The organism is Desulfotomaculum sp. 1211_IL3151 (genome assembly GCF_036763075.1).
Lineage (GTDB): Bacteria > Bacillota > Desulfotomaculia > Desulfotomaculales > Desulfotomaculaceae > Desulfotomaculum.
On the sequence record NZ_JBAIYV010000051.1, the window covers coordinates 153802 to 170025 of the forward strand.

Here is a 16224-nt window from a genome sequence, read left to right on the forward strand (position 1 = left end):
TTCTAGGAAAATTACAGACTAACTTTATAGCCTTTTCTATTTATGGAAAATTATATAGCATAATAATTTCTATCTATTTGACGAAAAACCTCTTGTTTTTGTAACAAACTCTTCCGGTAATTTTAGGTAGGATTAGCTAAAACTGTGCCTTACTTAAACCATGAAAGATGGTATAAGGATCGGAAATTAGGTAAAGATTTAGTTTATCGAAACATTTGTCATGGAGGGTGCTATGATTAAATTTATTTTTTCCATTGGATTATTTATTGCACTCGTATTTATTCATCCCGGTATGTGTTCTGCCACTGAAAATGCAACAAACCCAAATTTTTGCCCTGTTAATGAAGATATTGACCGAATACTGATGCCAGCCAACCCTCCGATGCAAGGAGAAGATGTAAAAACTCTCCAGCAAGAGCTTCAATCCTTAAACTATTACCAAGGGCCAACGAATGGCATTTATGACGCCCAAACCCAAAGTGCCCTGCGAAAATTCCAACAAAGCAACGATTTAAAAGCTGATGGCATAGTAAATTGGGCTACTTGGCATGGTTTGGCTCTATCCCTGGAACAACCGGTGACCAAAGCGGAAGAAACTCCGCCACCCAGTGGTAAAATTGCAATTATTGTAGATACCACTACCCGCAAATTGACCGTGCTCTCTGACGGCAAACCCCATAAGCAGTTTAATATCGCCTGTGGCAAACCCAAGACTCCCTCACCAGTTGGTAGTTGGCAGGTGGTCCATAAATCTACCCATTGGGGAACTGGCTTTGGTACCCGTTGGTTGGGCCTAAATGTTCCCTGGGGAAGTTTTGGCATTCATGGTACCAATAAACCATTTTCCATTGGCAGCTATGCCAGCCACGGCTGCATTCGCATGCACAATTCCAGTGTGGAACAGCTTTATCCCTGGATTCCCCAGGGTACGCCTGTCTATGTGATTGGCAGCCCCTTTGGTGTTCCAGGGCAGGGACATGGGCGATTGGTGCGTGGTGCCAGAGGTTCGGATGTATTTGAGGTCCAACGCACCTTAAAAAGGCTGGGTTATTACGAAATGCAGGTTGATGGTATCTTTGGCTATGGTTTAGAAGCTGCCATTAAAAAGTATCGTAAAGCCCACAACCTCCCAATGGATAATTGTGTAGACAGCAATATGTATCGATCCCTGGGATTATAAAAATACCCCTGGTTTCTTTTATAATGGCCCTGGGCCATGAGCCTTGGGCCTTTTAGTCATCGGCCTTCCGCTTTTGAGCTAGGGGATATTCCTTTAGCTCTTAGCTATTCACCGTGATCTGGTCGGATGATCTCTCAAGAAGCATGGCTCAAGGCCTTATCGAAGCGGATGGCAGATGGCTTGTTTTTGACTCCTTTTTCAACCAAGTAACCGTGGGTTGCCAGTCTAGTTCCTTTAGCAGCCGAGTATAATCATCCACTGTGACTTCTTCCCAGGTTTTGTTTAAAAGTGCCAGGAAAACCGCTTCCATGACGTTGGTACCAAAGGTACGTCCTTGAATACTTGGCGTAGTGGTTACCAGTGCTCCGGCTCCTCGTTCCATCAATTCTTCCACATCTTGCTGTGTAGTTGTATTCGTCAAAATAACTTGTCCCTTTAGCCGCTCAGGCAAGTATTTATAAATAAAATGATAATCCCCTGCTATTATTTGGGCCTTATCATAGTATTTAGAGTATTTGGTACTGTTATGTTGTTTTTCCTGTCGTTGGCCAGTGGGGTAAAAAAGCTTAAAGGGCAGCCGGGAAATGATGGGCATTAATTTTTCCGCCATGCTATGTAATTTATCTAAATTATAAATAGGTATAGGAATACCCAGGGCAAATATTAAGTCACCAATGGTTAGTTGACAGCCACTTTGGGAAAATGCCTCGGCCATGCCAAAACGATCCATTGCGCTAACCATTAATACCCGTGTATTTTGTTTGATCAAGCCCTGCTCTTTTATAAAAATAACGGCTTGGCGTTCAAGGGTATTTTTTAAGCCACTGCCATCCACAACGGGTGTTTTTTTTACTGTTTCCAGCAAACGTAACCCGTCCTGTAAAACATAGCGGGTCTTGCCGGCATATAGGTAAACATCAATACCTCCCAGGCCTATTGCATCTACCTTGCCATCCAACTCCCGCAGAATGGATTTAGCTTTATACATATCGCCGTCGGTACCTACCCGGCTGATTTCAAATTGTTCACCTAATAGTTCCACCTGAGCTAGATGATTTCGCTTCGATGATCCCAGACTAACGCTAACTACCTTCTTCAACATCGTCCCCCCAGAAATAAACATTTCTTACCTCTTATTGTAACCAATCCAAGGTGATTTTTACACTAACCTTAACGATTATATGGTGAAACCACCAGCAGGGGATGAACAATCGTTGAGTAACGAGGGAACGGGCGACCAGAGGTCTGCCCCTACAAACCCAAGTCCCATGGTTCATGGCCCAAGGCCAAATGCTAACAGCCAGCAGCGACCAGCTAACGGCTGATGGCTGATGGCTGACGGATAATGGTTATCCCTGCTTCCACTTATACTTATCCTTGTTATTACTCCTCAAAAGGGTAAAATCCTTTTTCTCTAGCACTTCTAATGCTTCATCATAGTTATCAACATAGCCAGACTGAAAGGTTTCTATTTGGGCATCTGTAAAGGAACGGTTGGCTGAACCCCCTCTGGGTGCCATTGCCTCAACCAGGTCTTTAACTTGCCTTTCCATGCACAACACCTCCCTTGCCGAAAAGGATTTAAAGTGAGCCGCCGTGTTCTTTTAGTACTTGGAACGCCCGGTCACCCAGCTCGTCGGTTGTCACCACGGTTACTAAAAAGGACTTACCGCCGGCAACACCGTAATTATCAGCGGCCATCCCAGAATTTGAGGGATCCGCCCCCATTAATACTCTAGAATCGTTGTTCTCCAGATTACTGGTATTCGCAGAAAAAATGGTTAAACCAGTTAGTGTTTCTGCATTTAACCCGTTATTGATTGCTGCATCAGTACTAACTCCGTAGCGGGAAATTCGGTCTAAGGATACCTCATCAATACCCATTTGTTTTAATTCCTGGATAGCTGTTTCTGCTTTGGTACTGGAAGGAAAATAGGCAAGGATCGAACGCATACCCTGGGGCAGTGTCATTTTTAAAAACCCCCTTTATTTGTTTCTTTTTATTTTTCCCTTAGAGTCAGCAAATAAGTATATAATTTACTGTAAATATTCCCCTCCTGCGGCAGCAAAGGAAAAGTATATTAAGGCCAAGCTATCCATCTAAAGAAGAAATATGGTAAACTGAAGAAAAATATTTGGGAGTGGATAAAATGAGTGACACCAACACACCGTTTCCTACACCAGAACAATATATTTTAGTTGCCCTTATTGACATTTGCCGAGGTTTAAAGGTAGGAGTGTCAGAGGATCTAAGCAAAGAAACCCAGTCCAATGTGCTGAAAGATGTCTTGTCCTCCGCTATCAGCTATGCAGAAAAACAGGAGAGCATGCAGGTGATTAGTGAAGAGTTATTTCACTGCTCCAGAGAAGGTTGTACCCTACAGGATCAAATGGAAATCCTCCCCAAGCAAAGCCCGGATGTGATAAATGCAAAAATGGTGGCAGCAGCCTATCTTTTAAAGATTACGAATAAAGAGCAAAATCTTATGTAGGAACCCCTTTGGGCAATTAAATTAAGTAAAGAGGCCACCCATATGCCTGCCGGTGGCCTCTTTACTTATTTAATTAGCGAACCTTCTCTGACCCCCAAAAAACGGATGGCTAAAAATTTTTAACCGTTAAATTCTTGAACATAGATCTTGCCATACTTGCTGCCGCTTACTACACCAATTCCCACCTTGGTATATTCGGGTTTTAAGATATTGGCCTTGTGGCTGGGGGAATTCATTAAATTAGCGTGGGCGGTATTTACATTCGATGCCCCAGCTAAATTTTCCCCGGCATAGTGATAAACCACACCATTCTTTTTCATCATATCAAAGGGAGAACCGTAAGTGGGTGAGGTATGGGAAAAATAGTTGTTATCAACCATATCTTTAGCTTTGGTCCGAGCAATTTTGGTCAACGCAGCATCCATGGACAGTGGCTTTAAGCCAGCAGCCGCACGCTCTTTGTTGATCAGGCTTAACATGGCTTGCTCATCAGAGGAAACCACAACACCAGATGATTGATTGCCGGATCCTGTGTTGTTGGCAGAAGGCTGATTATAGGTCGGTTGGTTATAAGTTGGTTTGTTGTAAGTTGTTTGGGTGTTCGTAGCAGGCTTGGTATTGTTGTAATTATAAGATTGATAGTTGGTTGTATTATAGACTTTATAATTTGGGCTACTGCTAGTGGTATTGTTATAACTCACATAGGCTTCAGCGGAACCGGTGCCAGGAGCGGAAACTGCAAGAACAAAAGCAAACGCACCTACCATTAAGCTAGAAAACAATTTTATTGCCTTTTTCATGAATATCCCCTTTCACTTTTTTATATTGCCACTTTTCAAAGCGGTATTTTAATAGTAACGTTTAGGGATATTTTATGACAAGCTATGATAATCTTGGTCATGCCTTGGGATGACAAAATAACCAGTAATTAAAATTAATATCCTGTCCTATACGTCAAATAGCTGACAGGTGGTGTAATTTGGTTTTGTTATTTAAAAAAATCCCCCTCTGAAGAGGGGGATTTTGAAGGGGATTTTAGAAAACTACTGCCACCTCGTCTCTGTCGATGGCCCGGCGCATTTCCTTGATTCGCTCCCGCAGGGATGGATTACTATGACTGGCATCATCAATTTGACGAAGTAAATCAATGAGGCGGCGAATGATGGAAACAATATCACCTTCCTGTAAGCTGGTATTTTCTAGTAAGAAATCCAGACCCTGCCCGGTATACCAGGCATGGGCAACAAAGCCTGGTGTGCTGGACCAAACTGCAAACTGGGGTGGTACGCCAGCATCTAGCAGTTCATCTACAATTTCCTGAACAGGCATTGGATCGTAGGGCGGGGCTGGTACAAATTCACGACGACCAGGGATATAATCGATCCCTGCCAATATCCCTGCCACTACCTCCAGGGGCAAGTCTTCCAGCAAGCCGGAAAAGGCCAATTCCGTTACTAAAATCTCCTGTACATGCATTTCCAGGGCAAAATTGCCCCGGGGGTAGAACTCCCGTTCCTTGATATAGCCTAAACTTTCCAAAATGCTTTTAACTGAATGATATTCGTTGATATATTTCTTCGATTGTTGTTTAATGGCATTCATCTGACCCACTAAGCCAGCCCGCTGATAACCTAAGGCTTCCAATTGGTCTCTGGCATCCATGCAGATTTCATGCAGACAACGCTGGGCCTTTTGATTGCCCATGATTTGTTTAATTTCATAGAGCCTTTCCTGGGAGCCGGGACGATTTTTATATTTTGACGAGCTTAACCTTTTCTGTTCCCGAAGCATTTTACGGCGTTGTAACGGACAGGTGGCATCCTCACGGAATTCACAAAAATACCCCTTGGCTTGCCCCACTTGATGGTCAATATCACTTAGCAAAGCTTTAATTTCCCGCTCCGATCGCCTTTCTTGATAAGCAGAAAAGTTTTGGGTTAAAAACTGGTCAATTTCCTCATCGGTCTTCCATTTTAGCAAGCTCAATACCGTATTGGGGGAAATGGTTAAGCGGCCATATACCGATTCAACCTCCGTCTCATCAAAGAAACCAGTCTGGTCTGGAAATTTGTCGTCAATGCGGATGTACACATGCCCCACACGATCAAAACCCCGGCGGCCGGCACGGCCCGCCATTTGGAAAAACTCCCTATTCATTAGTGTCCTAAACTCTTTGCCGTCCCACTTGCGACAGGAATGGAATAGTGTGGTGGCAGCAGGGAAATTGACACCGGCAGCAAAGGTTTCAGTACAAAACAGCACCCAAAGGAGTCTATTCTCATAGAGCCTTTCCACCAGGTTTTTTAAAACGGGTGCCAGCCCTGCATGATGATAGCCAATCCCCTGCTGAAGCAGCTTACGAAGGATTCTCCGGTGTCCCCTTTGAAATATTTCCGGGTGATCCTTTTCCGTATCTGTAATTGCTTTCAAAACCTGATTTTTTTCATCGGGGAATAAAAAGTCCCATTCCCGCCCCAATTCTGAGGCTAATTCCTCGGTACGTGCCCGACCAAAAACAAAATATAACGCTGGCAGGTTATCCTGCACTGCCTCAATGGCGATGGAAGGATTTTCTGCTTCGGCCCGCTCCACGTTTCCTCCACCTCCCGTTTTCTTGGTCATTGTTTTCTTCCCTGGCTAGCTCCCTGGCCAATTCCCGGGCAGCCCGTTCCGCTTTACGCTCTTGGGTCCGCTTGCGAACCGCTTCCTCAATATATTCCCTGGCTTCATCTTCATCAAGGATAATCCCCTCTGAATTAAGCCAATTTATGGCCAGTGGTACAGCTCGGTTGGTTTCCACCACCACTTCCACTGGTTCATCCCGTACTTCACTCATCCAATCTGAAATCTCATGTAGATTTGGTACCGTCGCCGATAGGCCTAGAAACTTCACATGGGGCGGAGCAAAGATGATACTTTCCTCCCAAGCTGTTCCCCTGTCTGGGTCGTCTAAATAATGAATTTCATCAAAGACCACACAGGCCACATGGGACAAACCCTCCGGTTCGGAAAAACAACGATTGCGAAAGATTTCTGTAGTCATGATTAAAAGTGGTGCATAGGCATTGATGGCTATATCCCCGGTCACTAAGCCCACCTGATCCTGACCAAAAACATTACGAAAATCAACAAATTTTTGGTTGCTTAAGGCCTTTAAAGGTGATGTATAAACGGCTGACTTTCCCCTGGCCATCACTGCTTCAATGAGCCGCTCGGCAATCACGGTCTTACCTGTCCCGGTGGGAGCAGCCACCAGGACATTACGCCCAGCCAGGGCTGCCTGAACCGCTTGCTCCTGGAAAGGGTCCAGTGAAACCGGTCCCAGCGGAGGTGGTGCATTTACCGCCCTGCGGGGCCTTTTTTTACCTGCCGGTGGTTTCTCTTTACGAAGGGTCGTGGACGGAGCAGCTTCCCGCCTTTGTTGTTTAGCAGCCAGGGACCATTCATGTTCAATGCCAGCAAAATTTTCTTTGATGGCTTGAATATCTCCCCGGCGAACAAGAATACCCATGCGGCCATTTTCTGCTTCAATCTCTCCCACGGGATTAATGTAGCCCTCCCGTACCAGCCTGCGAATCCGCTCCGGTGTGGTATCCAGCAGATCGGCTGCCTCCAGGGTGGTTAATTTGGTGGCCCTTTTAACAACTTTATGTAAATCTGGACGGTACTTTATTGCTTTAACTTCATCCCGCCAAAGACGGGTACTATTGCCCAGACGGAAGGAACCCAGTTCCTCCAATTCACAAAGGTTTAAAATATCTTCTTCCCCCAGCCTTAAACGGTCCGCGGCTTCCGGCACTGTCATGGATCGGGCTGCAAGCCAAGTCAGGGGTAAGATAGCTTGCCCTTCGTTGCTTTCCAAATGGATACCCGTTAATTTTTTTAATTCCTGCACAATCGTTTTAGGCTCATGGGGATAGGGAGAGGTCCACAGCCCCACGCCATTGATATGAATCCGGTAGGCCCCGTCGGCTTGGATCATATTCGTAACGATTTCTCTTTGCTCAGGATGCTCTAAAACCTGCCCTAGAGTAAAGAAGGGTTGCTGTACATAAATCCCCTGTAGTTTTTCTTTTAAACCCTTCCCCATCTCCCGACGGGCCAGTTCAGCCTCTCCCTCGGGTGTTGCCACTGTGGTTATCTGGTTGTTAGGCAATATAAGGAAAGGGGAAATTTCCCGGCCAGCACGTAGAGAAGCTGCCAGGGTACCATGAATGCGAAACTTCCTAGCGAAATCATCCAGGGTCAGAGGCCCCGTTCTCGTGACATAATTAGCGGTATCGGCCCAGGCTGCGGGGCTGTCTGCGGCTGCATAAAGCCCGCTTAACAATCTTATAACGGGAAACTTTACCTTTGGCAGCAGCTCACCGCCCAGGGCCTCTACCAGTTCTTCCCGGGTCAAGGCATTGCCCTCAGCAAAGATTTCCTTGAGCTTTTTTTCTTGAAAAGTGTGTTTTTCCTTAAGCAGTTTTAGTTCCCGGTATCGCCTTTCCAACTCAGCCTGTCCCTGGGTTGTATCCCTGAGGGTAAATGTACCATCGGTCAGTTCCACAACCTGGTCCATATTGCGGAGTGAGGGTAGTTCTTCATCTCCGATTTCTAGCTTGATTTGCGTCAGGTTTCTTGGTTTTCCGTCTCTTAAAAGACGTAATATTCTTCCCCTGGTATCGTCGCCTAAAAGGGCCGCTAATTTTCGCTGGCGAACAGCCACCAATTGAGGACTGTAGCTCCAATCTCCCTCCCCTGCGGCGGACAATTCCTGGGCTGGCACTTCATTTCTTGCTAACCACACGGATTCTACTTCTTCACCACTGACTTTGAGTCTGGCAACTTTTAAGTGATGGTTTGCCACCAAGGACTGCAGCGCAGCAAGGAGAACCTGGGGCTTTAATCTTAACTTTAAAACTAAATCCAACAGGGGCATCGGTTTATCCTCAGGCAGTTCTTGCAGGATCGAGGTTTTAAATTGTTCCTTATCTTTTACAACCACTTTAGAACACTCCCCGGTATCATTGTTTACCATTTTTTTCTGCACATAAACTTTATCACAACTTATTTCTTTAGCCAATGTTCTTATGCCTATGATACCCACTACTAATAAAATAAAAAACTCCGGGATAAGTTATTCCGGAGTTTTTTATTTTAGTTCACCACAGCACTGATATTGATTGCGCCCGTTTTTCTTGGCCCGATATAGGGCATCATCGGCCTTCTTTATCAAACTATCCATGGTATCATGCTCTGACCACTGGGCTACACCGATACTTGTGGTTGTATGCAAGGGTTCCTCCTGATGATCCACAAAGAAACAGGTGGTTTCAATGGTTTTGCATAATCTTTCTGCCACAATCGTTGCTTCACTCAGTCCAATATCAGGTAATATGACCGCTATTTCTTCACCACCATAGCGGCAGGCAATATCTTCCTCCCTAATGGATATTAAAATAACCTCCGATATTTTTTTTAGGACAATATCACCATTTTGGTGGCCATACCGATCATTAACGCTTTTAAAATAATCTATATCCAACATGAGTAGACTAAGGGGTCTACCGCTCCGACGGCTCCGACTAATCTCACTTTCCAGCCGTGTTTTTAAATATTCTCGGTTAAACAACTTGGTTAATTGATCCATATACATGGGTTTACTCAATGTTTTGGAGGCTTGGTAGAGAATCACCCCGCCCAACATCACAATAATACCAAAACTGACCATGATAATATTTTTTACATACCAAATTGACTGGTCAAAATAGTCCCCGGCAATATCAACTCCCAATAAGCCGACAAACCGATGTTTCGAATCATATATCGGTTGATAACCGGTGATCACACTGCCCCATTTGCCACTGGCAGGTAAACCATAGGTCGGAATCCTTCCATTATGGGCCTTTTCTCTAATAGCGTTGCCAACGTCATAGCGATCCCGATTGCTGTAGGCACGCTCGTCTCTGCTAGTCAAAACATAAAAATACTCCATCGGTGTACCAGGCGGCTCATTAAATATCTTTTCCTCGTCGGGATTGACGAAGTATTTTATTTGATTACCCGTAAGCCTGGTTTCAACATATATATACTTGATATCATTATATCTTAAAAGGGGCTCCACTTTTCGTTTAAATTCAAGGGCTTCAATATGGTTGCGGGAACTTAGGATATCCAGACCCAGCATTTCTTGGACTAGCTCCTGGTCAACTTCCACAAGATTAGCTGCCACCTGGGCTGTAAATTGAGCCCTGAGGCCTAAATCCTTAACCAAGATATTATAGCAGGCCTGATAGGTGGCATAGGCTAATGTGGCCATAGCAATGGTCATAGACAAAAAGGAGACCAAAAATATTTTTTGGGGTGAAGTAGCCTTCAATTAACCACCTTCTCCAAAGCATAATAAGTTTTATAGTGGATAATATTTAAACATTGCTTGGATAATTCCTCTTTCCTTCGCTATAAGTTCCGTTATTTTAAAATAAAAAACAAACTCCGGTTAACCGGAGTTTGTAAATTCCTTTTAGCTTATCAGCCCCTGACAGCATCACTTAGAAAATAAACATTTGATGACAAATTCTAATGAAAACCAGGTGCCTGAAATCAGCATTCAGCCTTCGTTATTTTAAACCACCACTAATCATTGAGGTATGCCAAACATTCCAGTCTGGTTTTTTTCCCTTAATATATTGGGCTGCTTCCTCCACCACCACCCCGTCTGGACGCATAATCATACCCATCACTGTCCCGTTGTGAGCCACCAATACACCAAGGGCATTCATTTCTGAAGCCCATTTGCGCCACTGGGCCAGATAAGGTTTGGGCATTACCACCTGATTCGCTTGGGCACTGATGCTAGCTCCCCGACCCATCATTTCCCAATCCTCGGTTAACAGACCTCGGGTAACCAGTTCGACCGCCTGTCTTACCATTGGTTCCTTTTGAAAGTTTTTACTGGCCAGGTCTTTACGGTTATTAAAGAGAATCGTATCCACTGTGCCACCAGGGTCTGCAATGACCAGTTTAAGTGGGGGGGCCTGACCTAAATATTTTCTTGCTTCTCCGGTAAAGTGATTACAGAGGGTAATCCCAGGATACATCTGACCGTCACTTGGTTCAATGGCTGTGGCAATTTTGGCTATGATCTCTGGTGCCAATTCCTGTCCAAAGGCTCTGGCTGTGGCCAAGCAAGCAGCGGCTATATCTGCAGTACTACTGCCCATGCCTTTGCTCTCCGGCAGCATAGAACTCCTTTTGATCGATACCAAAGAATGCTTTTTTCCTAAGTATTCTAAGGTCATCTTCAGTGCACGACAGGATTTGTCCAGTGACCCATGATAGTCACCATTTTCGCTAAGCTCAACTATAACTTCACTCCAGAAATCTATGGGACACGTAATAAGGTAAGATTCTCCTTTAATCGTGCCTTGTACCAGCTCACCACAGGTTCCCGGGGCTGCGGCAAAACCACGTAAAATCACAGTATTCTTGCTTCTTGACCCATCGGGATATATAACATCACCCACGCCTAAATCATCTCCCCTAAAGCTCCGTAGGTCTCACCTGTCATGCCACCTACCCATCATTACAGGGTAGTCTAACCTGTGTAGCTAAGTAATAAAGTTGACATATGTTAACATTATCACATATATGATCACATGCAATCGCTTTTAGTTTTTAGCCTTTTAGCTAAAATATTTGGTCTTTAAATCGCTAATGGCTAATATGCCCGATCTTTTTGACGATGCTTGGGTACCTATAGTTCCGAAAAATCAACAAAAGTATGTAAAAATAGGTCATCCGACCTACCATCCGTCTTAATTTTCCATCCCTATTTCTTTGCCCTGGTTAACCCGATCCAAAATAATTTCTGCAATTCTTCGATCCACCCCTAGGTGCGGTGCCAACTGAAAGGTAATATGGGGATAAAGCCTTTTTTGTGCTTGTAATAGTATTGGTAAGTCTTGTTGAATATGGCTTCCCCATGTTAGTAACAAGGGGACGACAATGATCACTTTAACTCCCTGCTGATTCATTTCCTCCACGATTTGGGGCAGGGTTGGTTCAGCAAACTGGAGAAAACCGGTCTCTACCTTAGCATCTGTTTCTACGGTCTTAACCTGCTCCGTAATCTGAAAAACTTCCCGATTTGCCTCTTGATATCTACTGCCATGTCCCAATATAATTACACCTTTTTGCACGCTTGTCCCTCCGTTTAGCCTTTAGCCCTTTGCTGTTAGCTATTGGCTAAAGACTTCCTTGCCGTTAACGATCCATCAAAGAATGAAAACCCAGCGTCATCCTGAGTGATAGCGAAGGATCTTGGGGCTAACCTTCCAAGGATAGGAAAGATCCTTCGCTATCGCTCAGGATGACATCGCTGATGGTTTAAGTCCCTAAGACCCACGGCCCATGACGAATGGCTAATACTTTAATGACTAACAGAAAAATTATAGTATAAGAGTACCGAGAATACAAGAAAAATCAAATCTTTGTGGTTTTTAGGATATTTTAATGGAGAAAAATTTTTCAAAAAGCCAGATCAAGGTTATAATAAGGTCAGTTTGATTTTTTCGAAAGGATGACAAAGTTTGACCCATTTCGAAGTAGACCCCTTCTTTTTTGCTTGGGGACCCATTACCATTCGTTGGTATGGCATTTTAATGATGGCAGCGGTACTGCTTGGTACTTGGTTAGCCATCCGTGAAGCTCGCCGGGTAGGGGTAAAAGAAGATGATATTATTGATATGGTCTTAATCTGTGCTCCCCTCTCCTGGTTGGGTGCCCGGCTGTATTACGTGATTTTAGAGTGGAGCTACTATGGACAGCATCTAAGTGAAATACTTAAAATTTGGCATGGTGGTTTGGCTATTCACGGCGGGTTGATCACTGCAATTATTACGGGATACCTTTTTACCCGAATACGAGGCTTGCGTTTTTGGCAAATAAGCGATCTAGTTGCCCCCAGCTTCCCCTTGGGCCAGGCAATTGGACGCTGGGGAAACTATTTTAACCAAGAGGCCTATGGCTACCCCACGAACCTGCCCTGGGCCATGTACATTGACGGAGCTTACCGGCATCCTACCTTTTTATATGAATCCCTTTGGAACCTGCTAGTTTTTGCCTTTCTTATGTGGCGGCGGAAAAGGATCGATGCCTATGGTCAGCTATTTATGACCTATCTGGGTCTATATTCCCTGGGCCGTTTCTTTATTGAAGGCCTGCGGACCGATAGTTTAATGGTTGGTCCCCTGAGGGCCGCCCAGTTGGTTAGTCTTATCTTTATCATGTTGACAATCATTGGTTATATCTACCTTGGTAAACAATCGAATAAAGATAAAAGAAAACCCCTTCGCTGATGGGGTTTTTTATTTTTTATAATCTTTCTGGTGACCTAGTGAATCATTCCTACATAAGATGAGGTAACCGATAACAGTTAGCTTTAACTAACTATCATAAAAAATAGCCGTAGACCTTGGGCTTGTAGGGTCCCGTTCCCTGGCAACATTGGGAGTTATCCAAGAATGTAAATTCTTCGGCCTTAAATTGTTTATCCTATTGTTAGCCAAGGCTAAGTTTATGGGTAATTTAAGTTAGGAGGTTGATGTCTAGATGAAAGAAATTCAGGGAGCGCTTAGCACAAGCCAAATTATTCCTCTTTACCAATTGCCTGTTGGTAAAGGGGCAATCGTAAATTCTATTGAGGCGGAGGGTATCACTAAAAGGAGAATGCTGGATCTGGGACTGGTGCCAGGCACAAGGATCGAAACCCTTCGGGTAAGCCCTGCGGGAGACCCTAAGGCTTATAAAATAAGAGGTGCGGTTATTGCCTTTAGAAAGGAAGAAAGCATTCAAATAATGGTGAATTACAAGGAGGACTAAATACATGGGTTTGACAAATCAGTCCTGTGGTTCCAGGGCAAAAAGAGAAATCTTTCATCGGGGGCGGGCAAAAGTTGATTATGTAATTGCGCTGGCTGGTAACCCCAATACCGGAAAAAGCACTGTTTTTAATGCTTTAACCGGCCTAAACCAACACACAGGTAACTGGCCCGGTAAAACGGTCATAAGGGCTGAGGGTAAGTTTATGAACCAGGGTTTGATCTATAATTTAATTGACCTTCCCGGTACTTATTCCTTACTTGCAAACTCCGCAGAAGAACAGGTGGCCAGAGACTACCTCTGCTTCAACAAACCAGATGCCACTGTGGTTGTGATTGACGCCACCTGTGTCGAAAGAAACTTAAACCTGGTGTTACAGGTACTTGAAATTACCCCCAAGGTCGTGGTCTGTGTAAATTTAATGGATGAAGCAAAAAAGAAGAAAATTAGTGTCGACATCAAAGGCTTAGCCAACATTTTAGGTGTGCCAGTGGCGGCAACTGCCGCCCGGGATGGTGAGGGCTTGGAACAATTAACAAACACGATCACAGATGTGGTCAAAGGAACAATTAAAATCAATCCCTATATCGTTCGGTACCCTGAACCACTGGAAAAGGCCATCGCACAAATAGAACCACAAGTTAGGCTGTTAGTTGGAGAAAAATTTAATAGCCGCTGGCTGGCCTTACGACTATTGGATAATGACACTGCAATCATTAAAGCGCTAAAGAAAATGTTCCCCCAGGAGGAAGGTTTCCGATCAAAAACAGGGGGTGAGCCTGGGCATGAACCAGCATTGCTCCAGCAAATTAGATGATATTTTATCTCAGACCAGGCATTTGAATCCCCAGGGGGCTATTAACATTAATGATACCATTGTGGCTGGTATTTATAACGCAGCCGAGGAAATTACCAACCTCGTTGTCAGGCAACAGGAAAAACCCCGAATTGATTGGGATAGAACTTTGGATGATATTTTAACCTCTAGGGTCTGGGGCTTCCCCTCCATGCTCCTATTATTAAGTGCAATTTTCTGGCTTACGATAACCGGAGCAAATTACCCCTCGGAGTTATTGGCCACAGGACTTTTTTGGGTTCAGGATCGGTTAACAGATTTTTGCCATTATCTGAAAGCACCAGAATGGGTTAACGGCCTTTTTGTTGAGGGTGTCTACCGGAGTTTGGCCTGGGTTGTCTCTGTCATGCTGCCACCAATGGCCATCTTCTTTCCCTGCTTTACCCTGCTTGAAGATATGGGCTATCTACCCAGGGTAGCCTTTAACCTTGACCGTTTTTTTAAAAAGGCTGGTACCCACGGCAAGCAAGCCCTAACCATGAGTATGGGCTTCGGCTGTAACGCCGCTGGTATTGTTGCTTGCAGGATCATTGAATCTCCCCGCGAACGATTGATTGCCATGTTAACGAACAATTTTGTGCCATGTAACGGACGCTTTCCTACCCTGATCGCCCTGGCCAGTTTATTGGTCTTGGGGCTAGGCACTACCTTTGGTGCCACCTTCATTGTGGTTGGGGTGGTAATGCTGGGTATTCTCATGACCTTGTTTGTTTCTTGGCTATTGTCTAAAACACTATTAAAAGGAATACCTTCTTCCTTTACCTTGGAACTTCCACCCTACCGTAAACCACAGGTGGCAAAAATTATTGTCCGTTCCATTTTTGATCGAACAATTTTTGTACTGGGCCGTGCCATTTGCATGGCGGCACCGGCCGGTGCTGTTATTTGGCTGTTGGCCAATATCGATCTGGGTAACCATAGTATTCTGATCCATATTGCTAACTTTTTTAATTCCTTTGGTCAGCTTATCGGTTTAGACGGCTTTATCCTAACAGCCTTCATTCTTGGCCTGCCGGCTAATGAAATTGTATTGCCTATTTTAATCATGAGTTACCTGGCATCAGGTACCATGCTTGAACTGAACAGTATCCAGGCATTGCAACAATTATTTGTGGTTGAACACGGTTGGACCTGGCTCACTGCGGTTTGTATGATGTTGTTTTCACTATTGCATTTCCCCTGCAGTACGACCCTTTGGACCATCTGGCGTGAATCAGCTAGCATTAAATGGACCATCTTGGCGGCTATCCTTCCACTCTCGATTGCCTGCGCAGTATGTTTTATCGTTGCCCAATCTGCCAGACTCTTGGGACTGGTTTAATCGGTTGGATTACTACCCTTTGCTATATTTTCTAAAATCATCTAACCAAGATGGATGTTGTTCCGTGAATTTAACAAAGTTTATGATTGCCGTTACAGTTGGTAGAGAAAGATAGTGTTCCATTGCCTCCGCCTCAGCTGCCACATCACACTGGGAACCAATTAAACGTAAAAACTCCCGTATAATCCTATTTCTCTCTACTAAAAAGTGTCCTAATTCCTTGCCTTTATTCGTTAAGACAATATCCTTATAGGGACGATAATGAATGTATTGGCTTTCATTTAGTTTCTGTAAGGCTCTGGTGACAGATGGCAAACTGACTGTAAGGCAGGCAGCAATATCTGTAACCCGTATGGATTGACCACTTTGACTAAGACGGTAAATCTCTTCCAAGTAATCTTCTAAACTGGGAGACAACATAAAAACACCCCCTCTATTTACAATATAGAAGCAAAAAAGAATTATTCCTTTCCTTTTGTTTCTATGTTATCAATTTCAAAGGTGGGAT

The 16224-nt window shown here is 44.3% G+C and carries 16 protein-coding genes; 6 read left to right on the plus strand and 10 right to left on the minus strand.

The window, feature by feature from the left end; genetic code table 11:
* The first annotated feature begins 232 nt into the window (after nucleotides 1-232).
* A complete protein-coding gene (locus tag V6C11_RS14985) occupies nucleotides 233-1180 on the plus strand; it encodes a L,D-transpeptidase family protein (RefSeq protein ID WP_333532004.1) in 948 nt (315 codons plus the stop codon).
* Between the two features lie 148 nt (nucleotides 1181-1328).
* Here V6C11_RS14985 and V6C11_RS14990 read toward each other — a convergent pair whose 3' ends face one another.
* The 3 genes from V6C11_RS14990 to V6C11_RS15000 all read right to left on the minus strand — a co-directional run bounded on the left by V6C11_RS14990 (nucleotide 1329) and on the right by V6C11_RS15000 (nucleotide 3151).
* Nucleotides 1329-2279 (minus strand): quinate 5-dehydrogenase, encoded by a 951-nt coding sequence (locus V6C11_RS14990; protein ID WP_333532005.1) that lies wholly within the window; start codon nucleotides 2277-2279, stop codon nucleotides 1329-1331.
* Nucleotides 2280-2529: 250 nt separating this feature from the next.
* Complete coding sequence (locus V6C11_RS14995) at nucleotides 2530-2733, minus strand: hypothetical protein (protein WP_333532006.1); 204 nt, start codon at nucleotides 2731-2733, stop codon at nucleotides 2530-2532.
* Nucleotides 2734-2761: 28 nt separating this feature from the next.
* A complete protein-coding gene (locus V6C11_RS15000; RefSeq protein ID WP_333532007.1) occupies nucleotides 2762-3151 on the minus strand; it encodes a hypothetical protein in 390 nt (129 codons plus the stop codon).
* Nucleotides 3152-3330: 179 nt separating this feature from the next.
* Between V6C11_RS15000 and V6C11_RS15005 the strand changes: the two genes are divergently transcribed.
* Nucleotides 3331-3672, plus strand: coding sequence for a hypothetical protein (locus V6C11_RS15005; protein ID WP_333532008.1), 342 nt, complete (start codon nucleotides 3331-3333; stop codon nucleotides 3670-3672).
* A gap of 119 nt (nucleotides 3673-3791) precedes the next feature.
* Here the strand turns inward: V6C11_RS15005 and V6C11_RS15010 are convergent, their stop codons facing one another.
* The 6 genes from V6C11_RS15010 to V6C11_RS15035 all read right to left on the minus strand — a co-directional run bounded on the left by V6C11_RS15010 (nucleotide 3792) and on the right by V6C11_RS15035 (nucleotide 11858).
* A complete protein-coding gene (locus V6C11_RS15010) occupies nucleotides 3792-4472 on the minus strand; it encodes a CAP domain-containing protein (protein WP_333532009.1) in 681 nt (226 codons plus the stop codon).
* A 235-nt stretch (nucleotides 4473-4707) separates the two neighbouring features.
* Nucleotides 4708-6264, minus strand: coding sequence for a helicase-related protein (locus V6C11_RS15015; RefSeq protein WP_333532056.1), 1557 nt, complete (start codon nucleotides 6262-6264; stop codon nucleotides 4708-4710).
* On the minus strand, nucleotides 6224-8662 hold the full coding sequence (locus tag V6C11_RS15020) for a DEAD/DEAH box helicase (protein WP_333532010.1): 2439 nt from the start codon (nucleotides 8660-8662) through the stop codon (nucleotides 6224-6226). The genes V6C11_RS15015 and V6C11_RS15020 overlap by 41 nt, the downstream gene beginning before the upstream one ends.
* A 147-nt stretch (nucleotides 8663-8809) precedes the next feature.
* A complete protein-coding gene (locus V6C11_RS15025; RefSeq protein ID WP_333532011.1) occupies nucleotides 8810-10036 on the minus strand; it encodes a GGDEF domain-containing protein in 1227 nt (408 codons plus the stop codon).
* A 241-nt stretch (nucleotides 10037-10277) separates the two neighbouring features.
* Nucleotides 10278-11183, minus strand: a complete 906-nt coding sequence (locus V6C11_RS15030) for a GHMP family kinase ATP-binding protein (RefSeq protein ID WP_333532012.1) — start codon at nucleotides 11181-11183, stop codon at nucleotides 10278-10280.
* A 291-nt stretch (nucleotides 11184-11474) separates the two neighbouring features.
* Nucleotides 11475-11858 (minus strand): sirohydrochlorin chelatase, encoded by a 384-nt coding sequence (locus tag V6C11_RS15035; protein ID WP_333532013.1) that lies wholly within the window; start codon nucleotides 11856-11858, stop codon nucleotides 11475-11477.
* 390 nt (nucleotides 11859-12248) lie between these two features.
* On the opposite strand from V6C11_RS15035, the gene lgt reads away from it, so the two are divergent.
* From lgt to V6C11_RS15055, 4 genes are all read left to right on the plus strand, one after another.
* Nucleotides 12249-13016 (plus strand): prolipoprotein diacylglyceryl transferase, encoded by a 768-nt coding sequence (gene lgt / locus V6C11_RS15040; RefSeq protein WP_333532014.1) that lies wholly within the window; start codon nucleotides 12249-12251, stop codon nucleotides 13014-13016.
* A gap of 253 nt (nucleotides 13017-13269) precedes the next feature.
* Entirely contained in the window at nucleotides 13270-13539 is a 270-nt protein-coding gene (locus V6C11_RS15045) for a FeoA family protein (protein WP_333532015.1), read from the plus strand.
* Between the two features lie 4 nt (nucleotides 13540-13543).
* Nucleotides 13544-14356 carry a FeoB small GTPase domain-containing protein gene (locus V6C11_RS15050; RefSeq protein WP_333532016.1) on the plus strand — a complete coding sequence of 271 codons (813 nt, stop codon included), beginning with the start codon at nucleotides 13544-13546 and terminating at the stop codon, nucleotides 14354-14356.
* Nucleotides 14325-15716 (plus strand): nucleoside recognition domain-containing protein, encoded by a 1392-nt coding sequence (locus V6C11_RS15055; protein ID WP_333532017.1) that lies wholly within the window; start codon nucleotides 14325-14327, stop codon nucleotides 15714-15716. Before V6C11_RS15050 ends, V6C11_RS15055 begins: the two co-directional genes overlap by 32 nt.
* A 12-nt stretch (nucleotides 15717-15728) precedes the next feature.
* Here V6C11_RS15055 and V6C11_RS15060 read toward each other — a convergent pair whose 3' ends face one another.
* The gene (locus V6C11_RS15060; protein ID WP_333532018.1) at nucleotides 15729-16136 is read right to left on the minus strand and encodes a metal-dependent transcriptional regulator; all 408 of its coding nucleotides are present in this window, start codon (nucleotides 16134-16136) and stop codon (nucleotides 15729-15731) included.
* Nucleotides 16137-16224 lie beyond the last annotated feature (88 nt).

Bases quoted from the DNA above. Each gene is read 5' to 3' on its own strand.
- V6C11_RS14985 (WP_333532004.1), top strand. From the start codon at position 233: ATGATTAAATTTATTTTTTCCATTGGATTATTTATTGCACTCGTATTT.
- V6C11_RS14995 (WP_333532006.1), bottom strand. From the start codon at position 2,733: ATGGAAAGGCAAGTTAAAGACCTGGTTGAGGCAATGGCACCCAGAGGG.
- V6C11_RS15000 (WP_333532007.1), bottom strand. From the start codon at position 3,151: ATGACACTGCCCCAGGGTATGCGTTCGATCCTTGCCTATTTTCCTTCC.
- V6C11_RS15005 (WP_333532008.1), top strand. From the start codon at position 3,331: ATGAGTGACACCAACACACCGTTTCCTACACCAGAACAATATATTTTA.
- V6C11_RS15010 (WP_333532009.1), bottom strand. From the start codon at position 4,472: ATGAAAAAGGCAATAAAATTGTTTTCTAGCTTAATGGTAGGTGCGTTT.
- V6C11_RS15045 (WP_333532015.1), top strand. From the start codon at position 13,270: ATGAAAGAAATTCAGGGAGCGCTTAGCACAAGCCAAATTATTCCTCTT.
- V6C11_RS15050 (WP_333532016.1), top strand. From the start codon at position 13,544: ATGGGTTTGACAAATCAGTCCTGTGGTTCCAGGGCAAAAAGAGAAATC.
- V6C11_RS15055 (WP_333532017.1), top strand. From the start codon at position 14,325: ATGAACCAGCATTGCTCCAGCAAATTAGATGATATTTTATCTCAGACC.
- V6C11_RS15060 (WP_333532018.1), bottom strand. From the start codon at position 16,136: ATGTTGTCTCCCAGTTTAGAAGATTACTTGGAAGAGATTTACCGTCTT.